General features: G+C 41.3%; 19 protein-coding genes. 6 read left to right on the top strand and 13 right to left on the bottom strand.

Going from position 1 to position 26,581, the window contains the following annotated elements; genetic code table 11:
• The first annotated feature begins 167 nt into the window (after positions 1 to 167).
• The gene (locus QA601_03625) at positions 168 to 986 is read left to right on the top strand and encodes a GNAT family N-acetyltransferase (protein ID MDG5814154.1); all 819 of its coding nucleotides are present in this window, start codon (positions 168 to 170) and stop codon (positions 984 to 986) included.
• Between the two features lie 110 nt (positions 987 to 1,096).
• Here the strand turns inward: QA601_03625 and QA601_03620 are convergent, their stop codons facing one another.
• Complete coding sequence (locus tag QA601_03620) at positions 1,097 to 2,284, bottom strand: dockerin type I repeat-containing protein (protein ID MDG5814153.1); 1,188 nt, start codon at positions 2,282 to 2,284, stop codon at positions 1,097 to 1,099.
• A gap of 425 nt (positions 2,285 to 2,709) precedes the next feature.
• Here QA601_03620 and QA601_03615 point away from each other — a divergent pair, with 425 nt between their 5' ends.
• On the top strand, positions 2,710 to 2,982 hold the full coding sequence (locus QA601_03615) for a DUF438 domain-containing protein (protein ID MDG5814152.1): 273 nt from the start codon (positions 2,710 to 2,712) through the stop codon (positions 2,980 to 2,982).
• Positions 2,983 to 3,236: 254 nt separating this feature from the next.
• Here the strand turns inward: QA601_03615 and QA601_03610 are convergent, their stop codons facing one another.
• The 10 genes from QA601_03610 to QA601_03565 all read right to left on the bottom strand — a co-directional run bounded on the left by QA601_03610 (position 3,237) and on the right by QA601_03565 (position 11,438).
• Positions 3,237 to 3,656, bottom strand: a complete 420-nt coding sequence (locus QA601_03610) for an FMN-binding protein (GenBank protein ID MDG5814151.1) — start codon at positions 3,654 to 3,656, stop codon at positions 3,237 to 3,239.
• 110 nt (positions 3,657 to 3,766) lie between these two features.
• Positions 3,767 to 4,192: a GNAT family N-acetyltransferase gene (locus QA601_03605; protein ID MDG5814150.1), complete on the bottom strand. Its 426-nt coding sequence runs from the start codon at positions 4,190 to 4,192 to the stop codon at positions 3,767 to 3,769.
• 85 nt (positions 4,193 to 4,277) lie between these two features.
• Positions 4,278 to 4,502, bottom strand: a complete 225-nt coding sequence (locus QA601_03600) for a hypothetical protein (GenBank protein ID MDG5814149.1) — start codon at positions 4,500 to 4,502, stop codon at positions 4,278 to 4,280.
• Positions 4,503 to 5,370: 868 nt separating this feature from the next.
• Positions 5,371 to 6,177 carry a hypothetical protein gene (locus QA601_03595; protein MDG5814148.1) on the bottom strand — a complete coding sequence of 269 codons (807 nt, stop codon included), beginning with the start codon at positions 6,175 to 6,177 and terminating at the stop codon, positions 5,371 to 5,373.
• 3 nt (positions 6,178 to 6,180) lie between these two features.
• Positions 6,181 to 7,113: a DMT family transporter gene (locus tag QA601_03590; protein MDG5814147.1), complete on the bottom strand. Its 933-nt coding sequence runs from the start codon at positions 7,111 to 7,113 to the stop codon at positions 6,181 to 6,183.
• A 247-nt stretch (positions 7,114 to 7,360) separates the two neighbouring features.
• Positions 7,361 to 8,500, bottom strand: a complete 1,140-nt coding sequence (locus QA601_03585) for a hypothetical protein (GenBank protein MDG5814146.1) — start codon at positions 8,498 to 8,500, stop codon at positions 7,361 to 7,363.
• Between the two features lie 1,001 nt (positions 8,501 to 9,501).
• On the bottom strand, positions 9,502 to 9,936 hold the full coding sequence (locus tag QA601_03580; GenBank protein ID MDG5814145.1) for a LysE family translocator: 435 nt from the start codon (positions 9,934 to 9,936) through the stop codon (positions 9,502 to 9,504).
• Between the two features lie 220 nt (positions 9,937 to 10,156).
• Positions 10,157 to 10,480 carry a DUF45 domain-containing protein gene (locus tag QA601_03575; protein MDG5814144.1) on the bottom strand — a complete coding sequence of 108 codons (324 nt, stop codon included), beginning with the start codon at positions 10,478 to 10,480 and terminating at the stop codon, positions 10,157 to 10,159.
• Positions 10,477 to 11,007: a winged helix-turn-helix transcriptional regulator gene (locus QA601_03570; protein MDG5814143.1), complete on the bottom strand. Its 531-nt coding sequence runs from the start codon at positions 11,005 to 11,007 to the stop codon at positions 10,477 to 10,479. The genes QA601_03575 and QA601_03570 overlap by 4 nt, the downstream gene beginning before the upstream one ends.
• 287 nt (positions 11,008 to 11,294) lie before the next feature.
• The gene (locus QA601_03565) at positions 11,295 to 11,438 is read right to left on the bottom strand and encodes a hypothetical protein (protein ID MDG5814142.1); all 144 of its coding nucleotides are present in this window, start codon (positions 11,436 to 11,438) and stop codon (positions 11,295 to 11,297) included.
• A gap of 717 nt (positions 11,439 to 12,155) precedes the next feature.
• Here QA601_03565 and QA601_03560 point away from each other — a divergent pair.
• The 3 genes from QA601_03560 (at position 12,156) to QA601_03550 (ending at position 23,740) form a co-directional block, all read left to right on the top strand.
• Complete coding sequence (locus QA601_03560) at positions 12,156 to 21,995, top strand: autotransporter-associated beta strand repeat-containing protein (protein MDG5814141.1); 9,840 nt, start codon at positions 12,156 to 12,158, stop codon at positions 21,993 to 21,995.
• Between the two features lie 375 nt (positions 21,996 to 22,370).
• Entirely contained in the window at positions 22,371 to 22,616 is a 246-nt protein-coding gene (locus tag QA601_03555; GenBank protein ID MDG5814140.1) for a hypothetical protein, read from the top strand.
• A gap of 671 nt (positions 22,617 to 23,287) precedes the next feature.
• Positions 23,288 to 23,740: a hypothetical protein gene (locus QA601_03550; protein ID MDG5814139.1), complete on the top strand. Its 453-nt coding sequence runs from the start codon at positions 23,288 to 23,290 to the stop codon at positions 23,738 to 23,740.
• Positions 23,741 to 24,020: 280 nt separating this feature from the next.
• On the opposite strand, the gene QA601_03545 is transcribed toward QA601_03550, so the two are convergent.
• Positions 24,021 to 24,914 (bottom strand): cation diffusion facilitator family transporter, encoded by an 894-nt coding sequence (locus QA601_03545; GenBank protein ID MDG5814138.1) that lies wholly within the window; start codon positions 24,912 to 24,914, stop codon positions 24,021 to 24,023.
• 334 nt (positions 24,915 to 25,248) lie between these two features.
• Between QA601_03545 and QA601_03540 the strand changes: the two genes are divergently transcribed.
• Entirely contained in the window at positions 25,249 to 25,821 is a 573-nt protein-coding gene (locus QA601_03540) for a hypothetical protein (protein ID MDG5814137.1), read from the top strand.
• Between the two features lie 229 nt (positions 25,822 to 26,050).
• Here the strand turns inward: QA601_03540 and QA601_03535 are convergent, their stop codons facing one another.
• Complete coding sequence (locus QA601_03535; protein MDG5814136.1) at positions 26,051 to 26,422, bottom strand: VOC family protein; 372 nt, start codon at positions 26,420 to 26,422, stop codon at positions 26,051 to 26,053.
• Positions 26,423 to 26,581: the final 159 nt, after the last annotated feature.

Here is a 26,581-nt window from a genome sequence, read left to right as displayed (position 1 = left end):
CACTCTTTATTCGGCGTTTTTTAGCAGAAGTAGATCCCTTAAATGCTTACGTTTTGATGGGCAACTGGCAGGATTGTTTAGGCATTCGCTTCAATACGGTAAAAACGTATATTGAAACATTGATTCACATTAACACTCAAAGCCGGTAAGCATCCAAGGATACTACTATGAAAGAACAGATACGAAAGATACAGCCCCGGGATACCGAGGAGGTGCTTGAGCTGATTCATAAAACAACCCGACATTCTTATAGCAGATATTACCCTCAGCCAGCAATCGATTTTTTCATTCAATACCAATCAAAGGAAAATGTAATAAATGATATAGAAGAAGGTTTTGCCGTTGTATTCACATTGGATGATCAAATTGTTGGCACCGGCATGCTGGTAAGAAGAACTATTAAACGTGTTTTTATATCTCCGAAGTTTCAGGGCAGGGGTATTGGAAGTAAAATTATGAATGTACTTGAGGACAGGGCACGGGATAATGGGTTTGAATTTCTTGTTCTTCACGCTGCCATACCAGCTCAACAGTTTTACGAAGGAAGAAATTACAAAACTCTAAATAGTTGCCAGATACCTCTTGATGGCAAATGTACGCTCGACTTCTATCACATGGCCAGAATGCTTAAAAAGACTAGCTCAAAATCAATGGTGAACTTACACAACAGACGATTCACTGTAGTTGAGAATTCAGGCCCGGGAGCAGAGGTCAATGAAGAAACTATTTTCACGTTTTTCCAGAATGATGAACTGGTGGTGGGTTATTATGAAGGGGGAAAAATAAAGGAAGGCGAATTAACCGGCTACATTGACGGGGACAGGTTCGTTTTTCATTACATCCAGGTAAATTGTAATGGAGAGAAAAACAGTGGTAATGCTTACGATACATTAAAAACAGGTAAAAATGGTAAGCTTCAGATAATTGATACCTGGAAATGGGAGACAAAAGCGGGAAGCGGTAAGTGCATTATGGAGGAGATGTAGTTTAGATGTATTATACACATTTTCCATGAAATGATACATCCTGATACTCATTTACATTCTATATGTTTAGCAAACAAATATCAGGATAATGCAATAATAAGTACAAAAGCTTAAAGAGGAAGAGAAGGTATTTGTTCAAGTATATACCTTTTTAAAATGACATAATCGGTTGAATCAACTATTCCGTCTCCATTAAGATCAGCAGCTGCTAAATTAATAGCTACTGGAATCTCCAGGAGATAACGTTTTAGTATAACCAAATCGTTTGAATCAATTACTCCGTCATTATTTACATCTCCGAACATGATTGTATTCCCACCTGTTTCATATGAATGGTGGAACAACAAACGGTCTTTAACCTGGCTGTTACTGTACTCGATAGTAAAATGAATGTCATGTCGAACATTTCTTCTTCCGGATCTTACATAACCATCAGTAGGGGAGGTTACTTTATAAGTGAATCCAGCATAATCTACATCTATATTTTTCCCTTGGGGTCTACGTAATGGCCCTACAACATCGTACCCTATTTGCCTAATAATATAATTATTTCTTTTGACTTTACTATATGTTTTATTATAAGAATCATATAGTTTTATAGTACCATTCTCTCTTTCTTTTTCTGTAATAGATATAGTGTTTGTGAATATATTAAATATAGAATTTACAGTCCCAAAAACAGGCTCGATTCCTGAAGCTACCGCACTAATTAAAGGTTTAGCACTATAGTTTTTATTCACTTCAACATACTTAAGCTGGGGAGTCATCTCGTAAAACATATCTGTTTCTGGTGTAGAAATAACAGTAGAAAACTTCAGATCAGAAATTTTTACAGGATCATAAAAGGCACTGGATGGATCTCTCCAAATATCAATTGCATCAGCATAATATAAGTCGTTTTGCAAAATATCAATGCGAATCTGCCCCGGCCTTCCAAAAGAGGGTTCATCATGCTCATTATAAACAGTGTTGCTCGTTATCTTAAATCTAAGTACTGCAGTTCGAAGTTGTCCGGCTTCGTTCCATGTATTGGTATAATTACCTTCCTGAGAAACAACTCCATTTGAATTTATCTCTTTACCTTTTAGAAAGTACTCCTCGCCTTCAATAAGAAATCGTGTACGCCCAACGCCTGGAACTTCATGACCACTTCTAAAAGTGACAGTACGAGCCCAGTGGGGAAGGCTACCCTCTTGTTTGATATTTTGATCGGTTGGTGATATAATATTATCTGTTGAACAACTGTTCAGAAATATTCCTCCCATAACCAATATTACAGATATAATTTTTTTGTTCATTTAAAAGCTCCTTGTCAGTATAGATATCAGGTTTAATAGGTAGACATAAGATTCATTGCTTTTGGCCCAAGCAAACCATAATATATGTTTTATACTAACTGCTATAAATGTAAACAGTAAAAATAGTGTTTCAATTTCTGAAACACCTGCCAAAAACAAAGAACACTTAATCAGTACGTTCTATAACCAATCAAAAAAGATCAAAAATGGTTTTTATTTTCTATTGAGAAATGTCTCAAATAAAAAAATATCTTAATCTTATATGTTTTTGTTTTGCCTAGATATTCCCTCAAAATAATTTTGCTCATTAAGCCTAAAAGCTAATACTTGTAATAAACCGTACCAAATACCATGCACTTACTAACATTTTGTAAGCTTGATTAATTGTTCTTATAGTAAGTAGATCTATTAGAATACAATTTGCTTTGGTCTTACAAGAAATTTTAACTATAGCAATCGATTATCTTAAATATGAACTTATCGAAAAAATCGCCCTAAAAATAGAGAAGGAAACAGGAGAGAGTGTTACCCGTTTCACCACCTTTGAGGGCATCACCGATTCACAGGCTCGCCACGAGATCTTAAAGGAGGTATTCCGTGACCTTCACGCCGGGGCAGATATAAGGAGTGTAAAACGCCTTTTTAAGGAGCTTATTCAAGATATCGATGCTTCAGAGATCTCCAAGATAGAGCAGTAACTTATTGAAGAAGGGATGCCCCAGGAGGACGTGTTCCATGAGCTTATGAATTCTTCCATATCATTACCTGAAACAACACGAAAAGGAGAATACTTCTCATGAGCCCTAGGTTTTCCATGTCTGATAAGGGTTATCCTGTTTGCGTACTTTTTTTCGTTCATTCGCATCTACGGTTAATTTGTGGTACACAGACTTGTTGTGAATTCATCATGTTTCCCATGTTGCGGTATTTTAATTTGCTTTTCTGATCATTATCACTCCTGTCCTCTGCCCGATTGCAGAGCAGCCATTATGGCAAACTGTAGTACTTTGCTGCTAAGGGTAGCTCCGGTTATCGTATCAACCTCAAGTGATTGCGCCTCGATTACCCGATCGGTGATCTTTTCGGCAGGACCACCACGGCCGCTTCTGTGTTGGAGTATTGTTATGGCACTTATTGCTCCGTCATTTACGGTAACCTCAACCCTGGCAGTAATCGGGAACGCTTCAAACTCCCCGAAATAAGTACCATTCTCAATGGTGGAAAGATCCACATCCTCGATTACCATAGAATTCATCTTCCCGAGATCTGTTTCAGCCCTTCGAATAAATGAAAATACCGTTACTGCTACAATAACAGCTCCAGCCACCATAAAAGCTACAAGCGTGAAAAGTATTTTGTTTTTCTGTTTCAACCTGTTCCCCTTACTTAAAGTTACCATTCATTACTGCAATAACTGTACAATAACACGAACCTTGCACTTATATCTATACTCTTATGATGAGAACTTTGCGCCATCATCCACTATCTCACTAGTGTTTTTTTCATATAATATCTCGTATGCCCTTTGGGACAGTCTGGAAGTATACCAAATACTTCAAAACCATTCTTCAAATAAAAGTCTTTTGCCTGAAAATCAAAAGTATCTAAGTGGATGAGATGGCATTGATGTTTTTTTGCCTCTATTTCAATATAATTCAGTAGTTTCTTTCCATAGCCCTGATACCTGTATTTTTCTTCTACAAATAGCAGGTCAATAAACAGACAATTCCAGGCATAAAGGACAGCTTTGATTCCAGCAATAATTTTACCATCGGAATCAATTTTATAGTTCATGTGTATAAAAGGAGTGTCTTGAGTAAAAGCGACTTTACTTGAATTATAGGATACAAGTTTGTTTTCGAGGTATTCACTATCTTTCTTTGAACATTTAATAATATTTATATCCATTGTTTTCACCGCTTGTTATTGAATGGTCCTACTGGTAAAATAAATAATGCTCGATCGCGCTGGTTTGTTATCACCCAAAGCACACTTAATCTTGATTGCAACTAATCTTAGCAACAGCCCGTACTAAGGATGCTTCGGCATGAATCTTTAAGGGGAAAGCAAAAAGGTCGAATTTACTAACCTTCAGCAAAGGTTCAAGATTAGTAAGGTTTTCAAGTATTAGAATATTATTATCGAGAAGTTTAATGTGTTCCTCAAATGGAAATTTATCAGGCGATGGTATATCAATTCCTATTATTTTTACTTTCATTTTTATGGCTCTTCTGGAAAATTTGTGGGTTGGTTATGGAAGTAGATGCATCCCAAAACTTTGATATAGCGTGTGTTTGAAAGTTTTATCATCAAAAGCAATAGTGTTTTCTCACTGTCACAATCAAGAACTCGCCTCTCAGGGCATCGGCTCGGAGGGCCTTCGGCGACCTACTTTCTTTCCAAGGCCAAAGAAAGTAGGCAAAGAACGCCTGGAGCCCCACACTGGCTCTCCCATTCGCACTTTCGCCGGGGAGGGGCCAAAACTCGAGGACTCAGACAATTGGCCCTTGGGGAAGGACCGGCGAAAGCACTCATTCGCCAGTGATTGGGGCGGATCCCTTTTTCCATAGTTTTTCTAAGGGCTCACTGCCGTTCACCCTCCCGGTCAATACATTATCTTTTTCACTTATAAACATCTAACTACCTTTTTACCCACAAATTCTTCTATAATGCCTTTTTTATTAACCGGGTCCGGTGAAATAGTAATATCCAGAATTAATATAAGTTAAAAAGGAGAGGATGAGTACAATCGATAATCGACCTATTCCTCCTATTTGCCCAGGTGCCCGCTTGAACGCAATGGAAGACGTGTGTGAAGCGAACACCATTGAGCAATTGTTTGTCTGATCGGGTTTGTTTTCGTTCAAAACCAGCTACCGAAAAACTGAATATTAAAACTTGGGATACAAATGCGCTCTTTGTGCCCTCTGTGTTTAAATCATTCTCTTAAATAGTTTCCTCTCAGCTCCAAAAATATAAACCGAACCTCCCCGTAGGGACAAGAGTTCCTTCAGTGTGCATTGTTCAAGTATTTAACTTCTACCGTTATTTATCCTATTTTAGACAAGAGAGATAGTAAGCATATATCAGGACACTATCTCACTATTCTTCTCCCTCCTCATTAGTAGTGAAGAAACAGATAAACAGCAAATTGAAATGGTAATAGCCATTGCTAAAGTAAAAGAATAATCAAATCCAATAAAAATCGCACCGGCAAATCCAGCCTGAAGAAGTCCCAAAAAGCTAAAAGCAATAATTCCAAGAATATAACCTAATCTTATTCGTTTCCATAATGCATACATTAATCCGGTAGTAACTATAGCCATTAAAACATGTACCCAAAGAAACCAAAGTGATTCAAAATTCCGTATCAAAGTAAGTAATCCGGCCAGATGAATTAGAAGACCTATTGTAAGTGCAATCACTGGAATAAAATTGAAAAATAGAAGATAATTAGAGCTTCGTGATGAAGTGTGGTTAGGCTTTAAAAAAAAGAGGGGTAAGGTAAAAGTAGAAAATACCAGTAAAGCTATTTGCAAACCATTATAGATATTTCCTAATGCCTCATACACCGTGTAGAGAGTAATAACAGACAAAGATGCGATTTGAATACTTGAATTAACCATAACATTGATTACAATATTAATAAACGCTAAAAGCACGCCTGTTTTAGTCTTTTTGAATAGTAGGAATGCAATAAACGGATTAATAATAGTTAAAGAGAGCCAGTATCCATTAACAAGTAGTGATACACCATTTGCTTGGGCTGAATTTTCAAAACCCAATCTTACAACTTCTAAAAAGTGTATAACGTGGGTCATGGTACCGATAAGATATCCAATGATCAGTACTGCAGTAATAAATCTTAACTCTTTGCTTTTATACTTTTGCACTTTTTATCTCCTGTAGCGCACGGTCTTTGGCTTTGATATCACAGGATATCGCAGATATGTCACCAAAACACCCACAAACACAATCGCTAATCCCATTAGATCGGTTATCTGTACTGTATCACCAAAGGCTATCCATGTCATTAGCATGGTAACCGGCGGACCAAGATAAAACAGTGAAGCGACTTTGGTGGCATCAATACGGTCAATCAATACCCACATTACAATATAAGCACCCAGTGAAACCGCTACAACAAGCCATAGTAATGCCGAAACAAATACCGGACTCCATTCAACTGATAACCGCTCGACTACTATGGCAGGCACAATCACGGCTACTGTTGTTGCCAGGCTTTGATAGAAAAGCGATACCCCTTTCGAAACAGTACTATACTCTTTTTTCAGGCTTAGTTTTCGTTGAAAAAGACTGGCAGCTGTTATGGCGATAACTGAACCCAGTGGAATAAACCAGGCAAATACCTCCGCGGAGTCGTGAAAATTTATTCGTGCTACCACAGTAAAAGCCACTCCCAAGAATCCAACAATCAAACCCAGCCATTGATTCCAGGACGTTCGCTCGCCAACTACCACCCCTGACAAGGCTCCGGTTGCCAGAGGCTGCAGTGCAACCACAAGAGCTACAATGCCTGAAGGCACACCATACTCTACGGCAATAAGTACACATGAAAGCCACACCCCATGCGCAAGAACACCAATTAACATTTGATTCCGGGCATAGCCCCATCCCACCCAAATAAATCGTTTTCTTAGATTCAAGTACAGAAAAATGAGCACTGTTAAGGCCAGATAGCGATAGAACAACAGGGTAAATGTTCTTGCATACGGCAAACCATACTCAGCACCAATAAAGCCTGAGTTCCACAAGAACACAAAGCAGGTAATTAACCAAAAGTTTGTTTGTTTGCTATGTAGTGACATTATGTTTATGGTAGTACTTTCCTGGATATACACCTAAGTGAAACAGTCATGAGATCGGGTGTGCTGATTGCGTTAGAGGTTGATATCATATAGCTTTACACCTGTATCATAGTTAGGATATTCAGATTACCGGAATCAAGAGTCAAATGCTTTTTATCCCAAATAATAAAGGGGTTGCTGTTGTGAGCTCTCCCTTCAACGGTTTTTTTGCACCTTAAATGCAGAAAAAAACACAGGTTGTATACAGTTACTCATTTTGGTATACTTTCAAAAGAGTATTTAGTATCATTATATCAGGTTGGAGATAGTGATTATAATACCTGAAGTTACTATTCATCATAGCAAACAATTTTTCTTTATCTTTTTGTAGTACTCGAATATTGTTTATCAACTCAGAATTATTTTTAAATTCCAGATAATTTTCTCCTTCACTAAAATCACCTGGAATTTGACATTTTAGAGGCTCTGACACTATTGCCCTTGAAGCTGCAACGTATTCCCCAAATTTCCAACCAATTGAATTATGTAATCCAGTAGTCGCAATACAAATATTACACTCCTTTATAGTTTTAAGAAAGCGTTCCTTTCTTGTTAGAGAGAAGGGCAATAACAAATCTTTTGCATGTCGTATAGAAAATTCATCATGTCGAAGGCCACCTATAAAACTATCACCAAATTCTTTGCGGCATGCTCGTATATTTTCAATCCTATTTTTATTTATTTGCTCTCTTTCATCTTTTAAATGATCAAGTGAAACTTCATCGGGGTTCCATAAACGGGCCATGAATAAAATCTTGCTTTTTCTTGATGGAATAGGATAACACTCAAAATCACCACTGCAAAAGTTTTTATTAAAATATTTTGAAATTAAAAAATTGTTTCTTAGTTGATCTTTAATTTTTTGTTGCAAATTGCCGGAGAATTTGCCATCGGCTTTCATGAAATAATTAAATCCTAATGGAAAAACAGAGCAATTCTCCGGAGCGTAGTCAATTAATTGTTGATTAAAACTCCTTTTGAAATAAAAATCAGCTGTAATATTGTTTTTAAAATAATTCAGATTGTCTTCAACCGACCCTTCTATCCAATTCAACCCATCTAAGGTATCATACATTACGTTATACTTGTTGTTTACTACTACTTTAAGCAATGGTACAGTTTGTTTACCAGAAACAGATTTAACAGATAGTTTGACTATACCAGCTTTTTCGAGCTTATCAAATCCAGCATAGATTTGGTTCAGGTGTGAAAAAGGAAAATAATTCACTTCACATTCAAATGGTGTTCTCATATCTTTTCCTTCTTTATAATTGCCTGTAACGTATAAGGATTGCTTTATAAAATGCCCCAAGTGCCCACCTCTGGCAACTGTCTGCGTTGATTCCATAAAGAATCAAGTCGAAAACGGAGCCTGTGGTCACTGAATATCTAACCTCAAAGTTTTGGAGATTGAATTTCTCTTTGCTCCGGCACTAAAGAATTAAAATAGGTAATTGTCCTTATATAGTAAATGTTTTGATAGAAAAAGTGCGCATTTACCGGACATTTCACCTTATATATCTTTTTTACTAACCAGGGCAGCAAATCTGGAATAGAGAATAGTCAAAATCGGCTGTTACCGGGAGTTTGAACACACAATAAAAAACCATTTTTAGGAGTCAATAATTTGTCCAGAATAATAAGGTTGGTACTTATATCAGTTCTTTGTTCAACAGGTCTTTTCTACGTCTTGAATGCAGAAAAAGACACTTGAGTTGTAGGATGCACAGGCCCAGTGCTTTTATTTCTGCGCACCTCTTAAATATCTTATCCTTCTATTGTTCATGGTCATGTAATTTTACCGCACCTCTGCATTGAGCAAATCCCGTACCCCCCCCAAAAAAACTTCTTACCTTTGTTTTGGCCCTTCTTAGCTTTGCGCAATATCATTGAGCCCCCCCATCTTGGACACCTCTGGTAATCATAATTGTCTTTCTCGAAAATGATCTTTTTAACATGCCTAATATGAGCACGATTTGCTTTAAATGATCGACTGAGTTTCCCCTGCTCGATTATACTCTCTATTACTTGTGATTCGGCCAAAACTTCTGTGGTTTTCGAATTGATATACCTCGCCTTATCGGCAGCCACAGGTTACATTTTCCGGCATTTCTGTTTTGAATGTGCTATTTCGCCTGGAAGCCGGGCGTCTGGAAGAGTTTCTTACTCATTAATAGTACTTAGAAATTTGTATCGGTAGTTTTCCTGAAAAACCACTCTTGTACTATAGTATTGGATGTAAAAAAATATAGAGAATTATGATTATATGTGGCTAAAAACGGCGAATTTGCCTCCTATGCAGTAGCTACTGCGCAGGGTGGCATCTATAGCGTGCTAATCGACGTTCCTTTATCTTGTGGTTACTGCAAGTTTTAAAGCCAGACCCAAAAAAACAGAACCGGCTATTTTGTTAAGAATGTGCAGTTTACGACCCGATCGAAGCAGTAAATGACCAAGTGACCCACCAAGTACAGCAACACTTCCAAAAACCAAAATTGTTGAAATAATAAATAGTGATCCCAGTAGTAATAACTGAATGGTGATTGATCCTCTCAGAGGATCTGTAAATTGTGGAAGGAATGCCAAAAAGAAGATCGATACTTTGGGATTTGAAATGTTCATAATGATACCACGAAGATACAACTTCCAACAACTGGTAGTTACATTTTGTTCACATTCAATTGTTGCAGCAGGAGCTCTGAATGCTTGCCAGGCCAATAAAATAAGGTATCCTGCTCCGATAAATTTTAGGATGGTAAATGCTATGGCAGATGTCTGAAAAATAAAGAACCGGCTACACGCTGTTATATGATGTGCTTGGGAGGCGGGTTCCCAATGCTCCTGATTGACTATACATATGCGTCTTTTCTTCCTCTTAAAAAGAGGTCCATTTCTTCCAGCTGTAGCACAGGCTTATACCGATCTTGCCGAAGTGGCGTGCGAAAGCAGGCCCCTTTTCAAATCTCTTCCTCAAGAATCTGTCCATTTTCCAGTAACCACTTTTTTACCTTTTCCACTTTTGAAGAACCTTCTTGCGCTCTGCTGAAAGTCTCTCAGGTACCAGGAACCGTTGCTCAAAACGGACCTCCTCAGAGCTGTTTTGAACTACTTCTATTTGATATTGGCGACCAGGATAGAGAGCTGATTGGCCATTGACCAACTCTTTGCCGGGTGGATGAGCTAAGGCGTACATTTGCGCATGTCTGGTCTTTTCATAAACCCACTGCCGTTTTGATTTGATTACAGAGCCTAGACCGTGAAGCTGCCTGAGAAGCGGCTTCTCCACATGGTTGCGTTCATCGAGCCTGTGTCTGTCCGATTGTTTCATTCCAATACCTCCCAATGTCCGCCTTTACTGGGACCGATACGCTTAAGCTTTTCACTCTTTTGCAATTTTTGCAGATTTTTTTCAATTGCACGAGTTGATATATGTAATTTTTCGGCCAGCTCGGGGATGGTCATATATGGATTTCTCCTGAGCGATTCAAGGATAATCCCCGAACTTTTCCCCGAACTTTTCCCCGAACTTTTCCCCGAACTTTTTTCAATGCTCTCAGCTACAGATACACCTCGCAGCGCTGCCATATAAGCTTCAGAAAATGGAAACTCAACCCATAAATCATAGCCATCTATTGTGATGAAAGGAGGTGGTGAATCTGCAGCTAATTCATCATTAATAAAAGCACATTTTGTGTGCTCCGGCACAAAATAACTCTCTTTGATAGTAAGTAGTATTTTGATTACTTTTTTGACATTTTTGCCATATACAAGTGAATTCATTTCTTCATCAGATTTAAATATTAACTCGGCAATTTTGTCTTTGTCATGCGTTTCAGGCAATAATGTTTTAAGCAAGATTTGTTTATCGCCGTTGCGTTTCCTGGCCGCAATAGAATAGGAGTCAGAGTCATCCCATCCCCAAGAGTTATCATTTGCTCAGGTAATCGTTTTCCAGCTCATTTTTACCATTTCAACCAGTGATCTCCCTGATTATAGCTCAGGGGAATTCTCACCCGAACTCCCGAAACCCCACTGTGGAGTTTTTGATTATGGTAAAAGGGCGCTGTGCGCCCCCGTTAAGAGTGGGAAAATCTTTATCAGGGAGCCTGGAGCTGGACAGTCCAAAATTTGAGAAACATGGGTCATTTTGTGAGAAACACCACAGTAACAGTGAGAAACACCCCCTGTGCGATGAGAAACACGACCCGTACAGTGAGAAACATGCCTGTATCTCTGAGAAACATGGTATGTACAGTGAGAAACCTACCACTTTCAGTGAGAAACACAGTCAAAATCGGGTTAAATAAGGTATGTTTCTCACTGAATCATGGGTGTTTCTCACTGTTTGGGGCTTGTTTCTCAGTGCATGATAGGTGTTTCTCACTGTTTGGGGTATGTTTCTCAGTGATTGAGTGATGTTTCTCACTGCAAAAGTGATGTTTCTCACTGCAAAAGGGATGTTTCTCACTGTTTGAGGCGTGTTTCTCACAATTTAGCCTTTTACAGCGTTTTTTTAGGGGGGTTGAGAGGATGTTTGGAACTTCGACCATAGAGGTCGCCCCTTCAGGGATTATCTAGCTATGAACGTTGAGCAGGGAAAGGAAAAGAGAAAGAGAAACGCGTCTTCAGCGGTTAAGAGTGTGATCAAGGCCAAACTCCATTCTCCCTCTCCTCCCGCGATTATAGCCCAAGGGTCCCCCCAAACGGATCCTTTCACGCTTTCACCATTGACGCCCGGGGGTGACCCAGTCTATCGCCTTTAGCCCCATAAAAATCTTTCCTTTTATCTTTAATTAGTAATTATGATACCGCCTTTATGGATCACACGCCAAATTCACCCCTCCCCAATTAACGCTTCAATAGGTAAAAAGCTTGTTTTTTGCCACTATACCGTATACAATATATACAAACCCCCTTTATAGGGAGATACTGTGAATTATGATTGAACCAGTGCACGGTGAATTCAGTTTCGGGAAAGCTATAAATGCAAAAGGCCATCTTTGATGAGCAATAAGCGCCTGTTATTATTTACGTTACAGATAATACTTCTGGTATTATTTCATTCCAATGCTCAGAGTGTTGTTACTATAAATACTTCAGGGGAAGGCGATTACATACACCTTGATTCCTGTCTCAGCGCGATCGCACTGGGCACCATTACACCCGATACGGTGGTTTTCACTGATGAGGTGCAACAGACCCACCAAATGTATTCTAACATTACAAGGACTCTTCCCGGCCCTATCACCTTTAAATCCAGAGAAACAGATCCTGATAAGTTTCCGATTCTGCAAAATAATGAACGAGACTATTTTGACTTTTTCATCAACAACGATATCTACTTTGAAAATCTCATTTTCACCGGATCAGTGTCATTTTCCAGTGGTAATGCTGAAAACAGAATTCATTCATTTAAAAACTGTGTGTTCAGAGATTTTTCCTCACCTGACGGAGTTTATAAATTTCATGGTGATAAGCCCACAGTTGCTGAGTTTGTAAACTGTATTTTTCATGATAATGATGTAGTTTTTACTTTCGACAGATGGGGCTTAACCAATGCAACATTCAAAGTTATTAACTGCACATTTGATGGAAACATTAACGTCCATAACAACAGCAATACAGAACTTATCGACAACTTTTCCTTCATCAATAATATCTATTCCAATAACGGTTCTATTTTCCCCAATAACAATTACAGAGCCAAAGCTAGCTACTCTCTCTCTGATGAGTCGGTCGCGGAGTATGGAACAGGCTCAATCCAGGGAGATCCCGATTACAAAGAGAGCGTCCGTACTCTTCCAGGCCATTGGCAAATTACCCGAAGCTCCCCGGCAGTAAACATAGGCACAAGCAGCACTGCTCCATTAACGGATATAGGTGGCTTTTTACGGCTTAACGGTCCTGATGCCGGAGCGTGGGAAAGTCCTTCAAATACTTATTGGTGGGATGCAGATGCACAGGAGGGAATTCAGGCTGGTAGTGGCACCTGGGGAACAGATGACTTTTGGACCAGGGATGGCGGAGAGAGCCGCGTTGCCTGGCCAGGAGATGGGTACAATGCAGTCTTTTCGGGTGATAACGGTACCTATACCGTGACAATAGATGGCACGCAGGGTGCAGATAGTGTTGCTTTTTTAAACAGTGAGTACACCATCTCCGGTGGCATCGCTTTAAATCTGGGTGAAGGTGGAATATTTGTAAACGATGGTAACAGTGCCGCCATAGCAACTGCAATCACCGGCACTGATGGCTTAAAGATCACTTCAGCGGGAGCGCACAGTAGTTTATCACTCAATGAAGAGAACAGTTTTACCGGTCCTGTAAGCATTGGGCCAACAGTATCGGTAAGAGCTTCAACTGAAAGTGCGTTTGGAAGCAGTGAAAATGTAATCACCGTTTTAAGTGGTGGGGCTATTGATATTAACGCTACCAGCCTTCAGGGATACTCAAATCCTATCGTAATAAATGGTCAGGTTAATGACAGTATCGGTGCTATTTACAACAGTGGTGGAGAGCAGAAATGGGCATTGGGTCAAATAGAACTTGGCAGCAACGCATCAGTAGGTAGTAATGAGGGAAGATTTGATATTGGACGTGATGTTCCAGGTTTAGGCATAATCGGTAATAATCATGTTTTAACAAAAATAGGTTCTTCACTCATTGCATTACTGTCCGAAGCCACTGATCTTGCCGGATTAGAAGTAAATGGTGGTGAAATTATTTTTGAAGCGGATAATGCTGCAGGTAGTGCCCCTGTTACGGTGAACAGTTCAGGAATGATCTCTACCTTCGGAAACCGAACTGTTTTAAATGATATTACTATTAATGGCGGCATAATAGCATCCCCATTATGGGAATCGCATCCATCTTTGTACACCGGTGCTTTTACACTTAATGATAGCGCCACTTTAAATGTAGTAAGGTCGGATGATTCCATCACAATTTCCGGAAATATTGGTGGAAATGGTAAATTGCTAAAGTATGGAGAAGGAACACTTGTTTTAAGCGCACCAAACACATTTACCGGTGGGCTGAGGGTTTATGAAGGTAATGTAGCAATAGCAGACAACATGAGTTTAGGAAGTGCCGAGGCCATCTTAGACGGTACAGGGGCGCGCCTGTTAATCAATGACAATGTTACTATAGCAAATGATATCAGGCTAAAGCACTCTGAACCCGGCATTGGCATGGGAACTTTGCATGGTCCTTCAGGTGAAGGGGAACCAGCAGAAATAAGCGGAACTGTTACAATAGAGTCTACCACCTTGAATGGAGGACATATTCATGGTGGAAACACAACGGGTGCACTTCTGTTCTCAGGGCCGATTGTGGCAGAACCCGAAGTTGAAATAACTCAAAGAAGTGGCAATCTCATTTTTGCTGGCGGGGGCTCCTATTTTCAGTTACATCTGGGTGAACATATTATAGAGCTGGGTGCAGATGATGGTATCTCACCTACGGCTGTAATACATATGGGTTATTTAGATGACCCCGGTGTTCTGGATTTTGACATGAAAGGGTACAACCAGACTCTTGCAGGATTGTTTCGGTATAAATCAAGTACCACCACTTTAACCAACAGCAGCTCTGAACAATCCATATTAACCCTCAATGTAGCTGATACAAACAGTTTTGACTACCCTGGTACTATTACCGGAAACATATCTCTTGTAAAAGAGGGTGGAGGGATTCAGGCGATAGGTGGTGCAAATTCTTTTACCGGAAATACTACTGTAAATGGCGGGGTAATCGCGCTTTCAGGAAGTCTTTATAACAACGGTACCATTGCAGCAGAACTTATAATAAACGACGGTGGGACGGTAAGACTGGATGAAAACCATGTACTGGGAGCGCACAGTTCATTTCCTGCAACCAAAGCGGTTGTAAATGATGGTGGAGTGCTTGCCAGCAACCAAAACTATACTACATTAAACAACCTCTCCCTCAATGGTGGTACTCTTCTTTCCAAAGGCGGTTTAGACAATACATGGGGAGCATTTTCTCTCAAAGGTACTGTAACGGTAAGTGGGAACAGTACATCTTCCATTTCTACCGGAATTGGAAATTACAACTACATTTTCATAGGTACCAACAGTAATGGTGGCGCTACTACCTTTGATGTTGAAAACAACACCACCACAATTGATCTGACAGTGACAACACCGCTAAGCGATAACCGCGAAACCTCAAATCCATTTAAAACAGTCACAAGCGGTCTCATAAAAACCGGCAGTGGGATCATGTCTCTTGATGAAGCAAACACCTATACCGGTCCTACTACGATCTCCGGAGGAACACTTCTTGTCAACGGGTCAACAGCCAGCGAAAGTAATGTAACAGTAGAGAGCGGTGCTGCGTTGGGGGGAAGCGGAACGGTTCAGGGAGATGTTTCGGTTCAGGATGGAGGACGTGTTACACCAGGCAATCTGGGCCCAGGAACTCTCAGTACCGGCGCACTCACCTTAAACAGCTATTCTGAGTTGCACTTTGAGCTGGGAACAAACAGCGACAGCATAAAGGTAGACGGAAACCTTGTTCTAAACGGAACGCTTCACGTAAGCGCAGTTGAAGGATTTGGAGTTGGTACCTATACACTGTTAACGCACACCGGAAATTATTCCGGTTCCGGAGTAACAGTTGGAACCATGCCTGCAGGTTACAGTGGAAGTGTCAGTCATGAAGGCAGCAGTGTGATACTGACTGTGAGTGCATCCTCCGGTCCACAGGTTATCGATTTATCACCACCGCATCAATCAGAAGATGTTGAGTTGAATACACCACTCGCTATTACCTTCGACCAGGAAGTAACAACCGACTTTGGAACAGTAACAGTGCGTCGCTTTGAAGACAACTCAATTTTTGAACAATTTGATGTTATGGATTCCCGTGTCGCAGCGGACAGTGTTATCCATGATTTTGAAACAGATAATGAAGGGTTTACAGAGAATGTTGTTTCGGTCTGGAATACTGATCGATCTTTTCAGAATGATGGATCTATACGAGTCACTCTGCCGCAAGAAGAGTGGTCAGGGCGAAGACCAGGAAGTGTAACCTGGACTCCTTACGATTCAATCACAGGTTGGGTTTACACCTCTACTCCCGAAATGAGTGGCGTACTATACGTAATGACCGGTGACTATATCTGGGTTGAAACTGAGGTAATCAGCTTGCCTCAAAATACATGGACCAGAATTGCTTTAAATCTCAATGACACCGATATCGATAAAAGCGATGTTAAAGAATACGGGTTTAAGAATATGACTACGGCCGAAGGTATTTTTTATATTGACCGGATTTCATTAAAGCGAAATGCATCCCAAACAGTCACCATTTTACCTTCTCAGCCATTTGAACCAGGGGGCGAGTATTATGTGGAGATAGATTCCACCGCATTTAAAACACTATCATCGGAATATTTTGAAGGCATGAGTTCATCAGCCAACTGGAAATTCACTTCAGAGTATGGAAATATGGTGTGGGATGTAAGCTCAGATCCAGGTTTTCAGAGTGGAAATGGAACCTGGGGTATCGATGAGTTTTGGGCCAGAGAGGATGGCGATGGTACTAATCTCGGTCCATGGCCCGGGGCAGGAAACACCGCACTATTCTCTGCCGGCGAAGAAGGTGGTGGGTATTCAGATGGGCATAGTAGTGGATCGCTGGATGGCTGGACAATGGTTGGATCACGTACTACCTGGAACGAAAATGGCGGGGTTATGTCTCCCGGAAATCAGAGTGCGTCAGGATTTCTATTAAATGATTACCCCTGCGCCGATGATGGAGAATTCACCGTAGTGTTTAAATATCCCCCTTCTACCAGCACCAATTCTCATCATGGTGGCGCGATTTTTCGCAGCAATGAAACCGCAACCAGCTATTACGCTTTTAACCTCTTTATCCAAACTCAGGATGGGTATCATGCAAATAACGCGATACGGTTTAAGAAGAACTCTACCACTATGACCAGTGAGTTTATTACCATCGCCGACGGGCTTGACTTTACAGGCTTGAACAGCACTTATCCGGTAAAGGTGAAGCTAAATGGTAACACATTCACCTTTTACTTTAATGGCGACAGTGTCGGAGTGTACACAGATACCGACACCCCTCACCTGTCTGGTAACGTGGGGTATTTCTACAGTGGTCAGTACAATATATACTGTACCTGGGATTCCTCTTCCTGGGTTGACGCTTCTTCCGGTAGTGCCCCGGGACCTTATACAGTAAGTGTAAGCGATGAGCAGAGTGTAAGCACAATCATTTTTTCTGCCCAGGGTTACACTCTTGATGGCGGGACTATAAATATGACCGGTATGAAACCCTCTATCTATACATCTGCAAAGGCACACATCACCTCGCAAATCAGGGGATCAAATGGGCTAAATAAGCTTGGTCTCGATACATTGATTTTAAGCGGAACCAACACATGGAGCGGAGGGACCACTATATCTCAGGGGTTTCTTCAAATCGGAAACGGCTCAACTTCGGGTACCCTGCCTGGAAATGTTGTGAATAATTCGGTACTTATTTTCAACCGTTCGGATTCATTTACATTTAACGGCCATGTGTCCGGAAGCGGAATGGTTTCTGTTCAGGGAGGAGCTGACGTAGTTGTTAGCGGAGAGCTCACTCACAATGGAGGTACCCGCATTGCTAATGAGAGCACTTTGCGCATTGGAGATCACGGAAGTGGTGGAGCTGTATACGGAGACATTCTCAACTCCGGTATCCTGATAATTCAAAAAGATAGCGATCTTATTTACAACAGCGTTGTCTCTGGTACTGGCTCGATACTTAAAACCGGAAACGGAACGTTGTTTTTAACCGATAATAATACTCATACCGGCTTAACCACAGTTTCCTCAGGTACACTCAGTGTCAATGGTTCGCTCTCCTCTTCAAACCTGACCGTTGAATCCGGGGCACAGCTCTCGGGTAATGGTACCCTGGGAGGAAGTGTAACAGTTGATGATGGGGGTAGCATCAAGCCGGGGTATGGAGGAGCAGGTAAACTTTCAACCGGTAACTTATCCCTTTCTCAAAATTCTATTCTCGATATAAAACTTGGAACCAATTCAGACACCGTTGCTGTTTCCGGGGATCTTACATTGAATGGGGTGTTACATATCTCAGAATCATCCGGTTTCAGAGCAGGAGTGTATACGATATTAACTTATAGCGGTTCTCTCACTGATCATGAGATAAACATTGGAGATGCACCATCTGGTTACCGTTACTCAATCAATGCTTCAGGCGGTACAGTTACAATCACGGTTCAAAGTGATGAATGGCTACTTCCGATAACCGTTAATACAAATACCCAGCAATGTACTGTATACACCGACAACTGGACACTTATATTTGATAATACTCTGGGCGGTGGTATATCTCTACTTACAGACAGCTCCCAGGCACAATACAGTGGAACTACCGAAAACCAAACTCTTAATGGTTCGCCCTTATACTTTGTAGATATCAACGGAACGGAGTCGGGATCTTCAGGAGAATGGGAGCTGCTTCAAACAACACCGTTTTTTGCACGTGTGCGCCAATATGGTACAATAAATGACCTTAACTACACAATCGATTATACAGTCTATGGTTCCGGAACCATTTACATCAAAACAACATTGCACAATAACACCAGTTCACCTGTAAGCTCTTCTGTGTACAGGCATGGTATCGCACGAAAAGCTTCGGGAAATACGATACACTTCGGTAACCCTGACCCATCCCTTTCCCCTTTTGTTTTGATAACTACTACCGAAGAGAATCAATTTAATCTCCTGATGAGTACTAAGGATTTGTGGAATGCTGATTCCGGTGCGGCAAACAGCGCCACTTCTCACTTTTCATCGGGAAATGTGAGCGCAGGATATGAATTAGCCAATCCGGTATTGGAAGCAGGGCAGAAACAAGTTTGGGAAAAAATGATCTTTTTTTCCAAAAAGGATTGGACCAGTGGAGATGATGTTACTCCCTATGTATCTGATTATAGAAATCATGATACTTTAAGTTTTCTTGCAGGCAACCGTGCTATGGAAAAGGCGTGGGAGAATCATATCGAGGGGCACTGGACATTTGATGAGGGTAGTGGGAATCAGACTTATGATTACTCTGGTAATAATCGCACAGGTACTATATCCGGAGCCACTTGGGTTGATGGAAAATGGGATGGAGGATTGAATTTTTCCTTATCAGATAATGTGAACACGGGTAACATTTCAAAAATGAGTGGCACAGGAAGTTTTACCGTGATGGCCTGGATCAGACCATCGGCGCAGCTCTCCCCCACTACTGCCATTTTCAGTAAATACACTGAAGATACCGGTTACCGAGTCTCTGGTGACAATGGACGGCTTGCAATAAAACTAAATTCTACATTTCTTACGGGCACACGCGATCTTGGTACCGGGAAATGGCATCATGTTGCAATCGCTGTTGATCGTGGAAGAGAAACGGTAACAATGTTTGTGGATGGCAGAAAAGACCGAATCTTCTCAGGAGAAAACTATACAGTAAGTGTCAACTCATCCAACGTGCTTATTGGTGATGGCTTTTCGGGTGATATAGATGATGTCCGTTTTTATAACGAGGGAGTATCAGGAAGTTCGGTTAAAGCCATCTATCAGCGGGGATACAGATCAGCAGAAGGGGTTTATCAGCTCAGAGCTGACGACAATAATACTGTTCATGTAGTGTTTGATGGTAGTACGCTTAGTAGAAGATTTCCTGTTTTAAAGATTGGTAACTACTGGGCAGAAGATCTTCCACTGCCAGGAGCAGTGGTGCTTGATGGTGAAGCACTTGTGGAGGGAGATGACTATTATGCTTACCTGAACAATAATACACTCTTTGTAGGACTAAACAGAATACTGTCACGTGATAAAAATAGATTGTTCATTCACAGCACTGATGGTTCAGGTTCCGTAGCAGTAAAAGAAACCAGAAAGATGAATTGGGGTGTATATTCAGCCGAAGGCATATATCATGTGTGGATGAGAAATTCTGAATCCGCCATCTTTTCTGATACCGAGCCCAATCAATTCTATTTAAATTGGAAAATGGACTATCAGAATGCTCCTTATGATCATAACGGAGAGCTCTGGCGTTTCAAGTCATCAAATGTTACAGGGAGTTCACCGGATACCTCCGGCACTAATAATCTTACTGACGTTTACACACCATTGGGAAATATTCAATACTATATTCGCAGACAGTGGCTTAACAGCATGGTAGCAGTCCAGGAGGAACCGGCCTTTGCAGTGGTAGAAAGCAGCGCTGTACGGGTCATTTTGAAAGTAGGTCCACGACGCCTCCAGTACTCTGCATTCCTTGACCTGACCACCTACTTTACCGTGTATCCCAAAGGCCAGGTTTTCAGAACTGACAGTATATCGATGATGTCAAACGATCCGCTCTCTATGCTGCACCAGTTTGGAACAAAGTCCGATTCGGTGGTAACGCTTTTTGCAGATCCGGATAAAATGCGCGGTGGGTGGTTTGGAGGAAGCTCCATACATGATCAGGCTCTGGCCTTTCTTGGCTTTTCGAATAGTCATGGGTATGATGAAAATCCATGGCTGCAAACAACCTGTCCCAAGATAAATACTGATGACGGCACCATTATAGAATACGTTGAGTGGGAAACCAGCAATAGTGCGTTCGCATTGGATAATGCTCCGCTGCAACTGTCCTTTTATGTTGATTTCAGCAAAAAGGGAATGGATCAGGCTTACATCGATTCCGTTTCAAACGCTGTGCAACATATAGGAACAGGTGGCGCCCCCCTTTTGATGTACGACGGTTCACTTGTCACCGCTTCTTCAGGAGATCTTAACCAAAACGGTTTCAATGAGCGGGAAGGCGCCTACATTTTGAAAGCCTCAAACAACACTGTACATTTCTATCTTCCCGCAAGGGGGGATACCTGTCGTTTTTACCCTGCATTTAGAATAACAGAGTATTATGCATCTCATAAACCTCAGTACCTTATGATTTACCAGGGAGCAAATCCCGGAGACACCCTGACTCTGATTGAAGGTTATCATTATAATTTGTTCCACAACAAACAGGAAAATGAGCTGGTAATACAGATTGACACGGTTTTTTGTGATACAGTAGGTATTTACCTATCCTCTGATATAACACTTGCAGTCACGCTATCAGAATTTACCGCTGTTCCGGGAGATGCAAGTGATACTCTGCTGTGGAAAACAGAAAGTGAGTTTGAAAACCTGGGATTTCATATATACAGAAGAATATGCCCGGAATTTATTGATAGCCTGACAACTGAAGCTCAAAACGAGGCTGACAGCGTCAAAATTCTATCCAAAAAGAACCAAATTACTTATACTGATTCATTATGGCTGCAGATAAACGATTCACTCATTCCGGGTGCCGAATCGGGGGTATCTCATGGAACACGGGAGTATAGCTATATTGATACAGGATTAGTTAATAATGTGCTTTATGAGTATAAGCTGGTTGCAGTTGATTTCAGAAGTATTAGGGACACCGTAGGGTATGCACAAGCGATGCCGAGAGCAGTAATTCCTGTAAACTTTCACCTTGGAAATAATTTTCCCAATCCATTTAGACACATAACCAATATTGTATTTGCGCTTCCGGTAGAATCGAGGGTTACACTGGATATATTTGATCTGCGGGGCCGCAGGGTAGCATCAATTCTCAATGCACAAAAAGTGTACAAACCTGGTGTGCACAGAGTTCAATGGAACGGAAGAGATAACAGGGGCAGACCCGTTGCTCCCGGACAATATCTATACAGGTTCGTAACTGATGGCTACGTTAAGACCAGAAAGATGATTCGATTTTAGGTCTAAGTGCGTTAAAAAAGCTGGTTTTATACTCTTGGATACCTGCCTGTACCAATGCCGGGAAACGTCGATATACTACCCCAAAGGGGTTTTCTATTTTAGCCCCATGGTTTTTCTACCTGGGGAGATCTTTGAGCGTTGAGCAGGAAAAGGAAATGGGAAAGATGATTGTTTCCTATTTCCTTTGATTAGTAATTGGTCATTGGTAATTAGTAACTACTAATCATGCTCTCCTCTTTTTTCCAAGTCTATCCCCGGTAACTATAAACTACCCGAATTTGTGGCGTTTTTGGTCAAAAGACTGTTCAGTTGGCCTTAAAAGCGAATAAGTACTCATAAAAAGGGTTCTGTTTTTGGCTCCTAAGTGACTTAGGAATGAAAAAAAGGGTTCTAATGAGGCTCCTAAGTGACTTAGAAATGAAAAAAAGGGTTCTAATGAGGCTCCTAAGTGACTTAGAAATGAAAAAAAGGGTTCTAATGAGGCTCCTAAGTGACTTAGAAATGAAAAAAAGGGTTCTAATGAGGCTCCTAAGCGACTTAGCAATGAAAAAAAGGGTTCTAATGAGGCTCCTAAGCGACTTAGTAATGAAAAAAAGGGTTCTAATTTTGACTTCTAAGTGACTTAGCAATCAAAAACAGAGTCCAATTTACTTAACATTGTGAAGTAAAAATCAAAAAAAGAGTTGTAATTTTCATTTCTAAGTGACTAAGGAACGAAAAAAAGGGTTCTGATTTTCATTTCTAAGGGATCTTTGAGCGTTGATCAGGAAAAAGGAAAAATTGTTGTTTCCTAATCTGTAATTAGTACTTGGTCATTAGTTATTATGTTGTCGCCTGGCCTCCGTAGCTAAAAGCGTAGGAGGCGGGCTGCGCCGGAAGACTGGCTTACCCCGGGCTATTAAATTGCGCGCTTTCAGCGCTTAAGAGGGGCGATCAAGACCAAACGATCGTTTTTTTCTCGTGTACGTTAATACTATGGAAGATCCTAAAAGATATAAATATATAGCAGGAATATTATTCCATTTCCCATTCCCGCGATTATAGCCCAAGGGTCCCCCCAAACGGATCTTTACACGCTTTCATCATTGACGCCCGGGGGTGACCCAGTCTATCGCCTTTAGCCCCATAAAAATCCTTTTTCCCACAAATCTCGATAGCATCAACGAATATGCTATGTGCGGGACTTATCAGCGTTGTTGCCTTTAAACAGATTGATTCTTTCGTTTAAAATTATATATTTATATCAGTTCCCAATAATTTATAACCAAACATTAAAAACAGAGGGGAAAAAAATGATACGTCACTTTAGTTCTTTAACTCTCTTAGGCTGTGTACTTTTGGTTTTATCCTCATGTGAAACACGCAGTGAAAATGAGACTACCGATACAAATTACGAGGATGGAATATACCGTGGTGTTTTTATCGACCGGGATGTAATTCAGGTGAATGTAGAGTTTACCCTCAATGATGGGATTGTAACAGCTGCCGAATTCAGGCATCTCAGACGGGACGATGACTACCATATCGAAACAGATCAGGAACCGTACAGATCAGTAGTTTCAATGTATCTTGAATCCCTTGACTACCTTGTTGGCAAGCCGCTTGATGAACACCTCAGTGATCTCTATCAACCGGAAAATATCGTTACCACAGAAGTGCAGGGGTATACCTCAGCCACTATCAGGAGCTCAAAAATCATATCGGCTATCAGAGACGGTTTAAACCGGGGTGTGTACAGCTATTAATACTTTTACTTACTTGTGATTACAGCGAGACAGGGAAAGAAAAGGGAAACGCACTTTCAGAGTCTATGAAAGAGATTTAGGCCAAATTCAAGTTTCCCTTTCTTCCCGCGATTATAGCCCAAGGGTCCCCCCAAACGGATCTTTACACGCTTTCATCATTGACGCCCGGCTCCCCTCCGCAGTAGCTACTGCTACGGAGGCCAGGGGGGGGGGTGACCCAATCCATCGCCTTTAGCCTCATAAAAATCATTCCTTAAGCAAAAAGATGCGGGACTATCAACTAATCCGGTTCAATGTGTACCGTTATAAACGTATATTCACCGAACCGTTCACGCAAACGCGCTTCAAGCGCGCTTGAAATCTCATGGGCATGATACACATCCATATCAGAGGCGACCCGGATGTGAAGTTCTATCACCGGTGAAGGGCCTACCATACGTGCCCGGATATTGTGCGGATTACTTACACCTTCAACACTGCACGCAATAGATTCTATTTCACGAATATTACTTTCGGGAAGTGATTTTTCAAGCAGTTCGCTGATACTGTTTTTTAAAATCCCCAATGCAGTTTTTAAAATAAAGGCACTTACCAGAACTGCTGCTGCAGGATCCAGAACAGTCCACCAGCTACCAAAAAAGGACGCAGCCCCAACCCCAAGAGCGGTACCGATGGAGGAAAAGGCATCCGAGCGGTGATGCACCGCGTTGGCCACAACCGAACTGCTACCGATCCTTTTACCAACCGCAACTGTACTGTGATACAGTGCTTCTTTAGCTGCAATGGACACTACTGCTATCAAAAATGCTATTCTGCCGGGCCGAACAGGTAACTGCCCCTCTCTTATAACAGTAACAAGCTGTCCCGTACCGGAAATACCAATGCTTATAGCAGCATAGCCTAAAGCAATTCCGATAATAACGGTGCTTAATGTCTCAAATTTCCCGTGTCCCCAGTGATGACACTTATCGGTTGGCTTTTTGGCCAGCCTGATCCCAATCAAAACAACTATATCGGTAATTAGATCTGAAAGGGAATGAAGCGCATCGGCGATCATCGCCTGACTCTGTCCCAAAACACCGGCAAAAAATTTCAGAGCTGCAAGAAAAAGATTAAAAAGAGAACCAAGGAGGGTAATTCGTCGGGCTTGTAATGCGCGTTGTTCAGGGTTCATACTGATCCTGCTCTTTCTGTTGAATCGGGCTGTAAGGAGCCGGCGATCATGATTAATGAAAGCGTGGTCCCGCGGTCGCTACCGCTGCCGTGAAGGCCCGAATCATCCCTCGAGGATGTTCTGATCCACTGATTAATTACGCTTCTGCACTGGAGCAGTTGATAAGCTCTTTTAAAGATAGTTTATGGAATGGGGCAATACAAAAGTGGGTTGTGAAGGTAAGATTCATCTTCAAAAAGAGGTAGACAGGTAAGCCGTGGACATCTAAACAGGTACGGTTTTTGAAGTTCACTATGTTTGTAAGAATTAGATACTTAAAACCGGAGTTTTAGTTATGAAATCACAAAAGCAAACAACGATCAGGGTGATCTCACTACTTTTCCTCCTTTTTGGAATCGCACTATCACAGGACAATGCCTTTGAAGACTGGGATCCACACCTTGAAACAGGAGACCGCACCTATAATGCTGCAATCGGTATAAGCCCCTGGTGGGGAACGGTAGGTCTTACGCTTAATCCCGGGATGGAATTTATCTTTAATGAAATCCGAATAGGAGAAAGCGTGCCACTGTCCTTTGGTGTAGCAGGAAGGGGTAATGTTACCACCTATCTCGATTACGGTGCAAACAGCTTAGGTGTTTCGGTGGCAGCCCTTGGTACTACACATCTGGGCTTCAAAAATGTAAGTGAACCATTTGAGTGGCTCGAAAACTTTGATGTCTATCTTGGTATCGGTCTGGGCTTTGATATTATACAGCCCGGATGGTACAACCTCAGTAGATTCCGTATAGCATCGATTCAGGGAACAAACTACTTTATCAGAGACAACTTTGCAGTGTATGTGGAAAATGCCTATCTGGGCAGATACAGAGGAGCTCTTACCTTTGGAGTACTATGGAAAGTATAAAAACATTACAGCCCTGAGAGAAACTGCGAAAACCCGAAGTTCTTTCGCAGTTTCAACTATTTACAGTTCCCTGAAACTGATTAGCAGAGAGTCCCGCCCCATCCCCATACATTTACTGCAATACCGGTTGCCAGCGACTTCACTTTTACCTCTTATTATAATCAAAGTTAAGTACTGTTGCTTTGAATTATTTATGTAAACCCCAAAGAGCGAATGGTTTCAAGGCAAGCTATTTAGCCTTAACAAACTCCACAAACTGTATTTTTACCCCGTTTGGATCCAGCACATAAAAAAAGCGAATGGTGGGGTTAGGCTGTTTAGGCCCCGAGTGGACATCTATACCCTTTTCACCCAGAAACGTAATCATCTCTTCCAACGATTCGGTAACAAAACCAAGCGAAATCCCTGAGCCGATCTGGGGCTCCCCGACACTCTTATCACATATCAGCTCAATCTGTGTCTCACCTTCACCAAGAAACGCCAGCTCTCTTGTATCCGTTACATTGGCCCGCCTGTTAAGTTTTAGTCCGATAATCTCCTTATAAAACTTAATTGACTGGTCAAGGTCTCTCACATAAACAGTTGTCCAGCAGTATTTCATTGTCATTCCCTTTTTTTTGCTTTTTTCAGTCCCGGCACACTAATCATTAAGCTCAGCAATCAAAAGATATCACCGACCCAAACCGTGGCTGTTTTCATATGGTTATGTTTGATACGTATTAGATGAAGTGGGTATGAAAAAAAAGAGGTGCACCGGTTA

The organism is Chitinispirillales bacterium ANBcel5, from assembly GCA_029688955.1.
GTDB classification, from domain to species: domain Bacteria; phylum Fibrobacterota; class Chitinivibrionia; order Chitinivibrionales; family Chitinispirillaceae; genus Cellulosispirillum; species Cellulosispirillum alkaliphilum.
This window is presented reverse-complemented; position numbering and strand designations above follow the sequence as displayed.

Coding starts and splice junctions, on each gene's coding strand:
- QA601_03625 (MDG5814154.1), top strand. CDS start 168: ATGAAAGAACAGATACGAAAGATACAGCCCCGGGATACCGAGGAGGTG.
- QA601_03620 (MDG5814153.1), bottom strand. CDS start 2,284: ATGAACAAAAAAATTATATCTGTAATATTGGTTATGGGAGGAATATTT.
- QA601_03605 (MDG5814150.1), bottom strand. CDS start 4,192: ATGGATATAAATATTATTAAATGTTCAAAGAAAGATAGTGAATACCTC.
- QA601_03600 (MDG5814149.1), bottom strand. CDS start 4,502: ATGAAAGTAAAAATAATAGGAATTGATATACCATCGCCTGATAAATTT.
- QA601_03590 (MDG5814147.1), bottom strand. CDS start 7,113: ATGTCACTACATAGCAAACAAACAAACTTTTGGTTAATTACCTGCTTT.
- QA601_03585 (MDG5814146.1), bottom strand. CDS start 8,500: ATGGAATCAACGCAGACAGTTGCCAGAGGTGGGCACTTGGGGCATTTT.
- QA601_03575 (MDG5814144.1), bottom strand. CDS start 10,480: ATGAAACAATCGGACAGACACAGGCTCGATGAACGCAACCATGTGGAG.
- QA601_03560 (MDG5814141.1), top strand. CDS start 12,156: ATGAGCAATAAGCGCCTGTTATTATTTACGTTACAGATAATACTTCTG.
- QA601_03555 (MDG5814140.1), top strand. CDS start 22,371: ATGAAAAAAAGGGTTCTAATGAGGCTCCTAAGTGACTTAGAAATGAAA.
- QA601_03550 (MDG5814139.1), top strand. CDS start 23,288: ATGATACGTCACTTTAGTTCTTTAACTCTCTTAGGCTGTGTACTTTTG.
- QA601_03545 (MDG5814138.1), bottom strand. CDS start 24,914: ATGAACCCTGAACAACGCGCATTACAAGCCCGACGAATTACCCTCCTT.
- QA601_03540 (MDG5814137.1), top strand. CDS start 25,249: ATGAAATCACAAAAGCAAACAACGATCAGGGTGATCTCACTACTTTTC.
- QA601_03535 (MDG5814136.1), bottom strand. CDS start 26,422: ATGAAATACTGCTGGACAACTGTTTATGTGAGAGACCTTGACCAGTCA.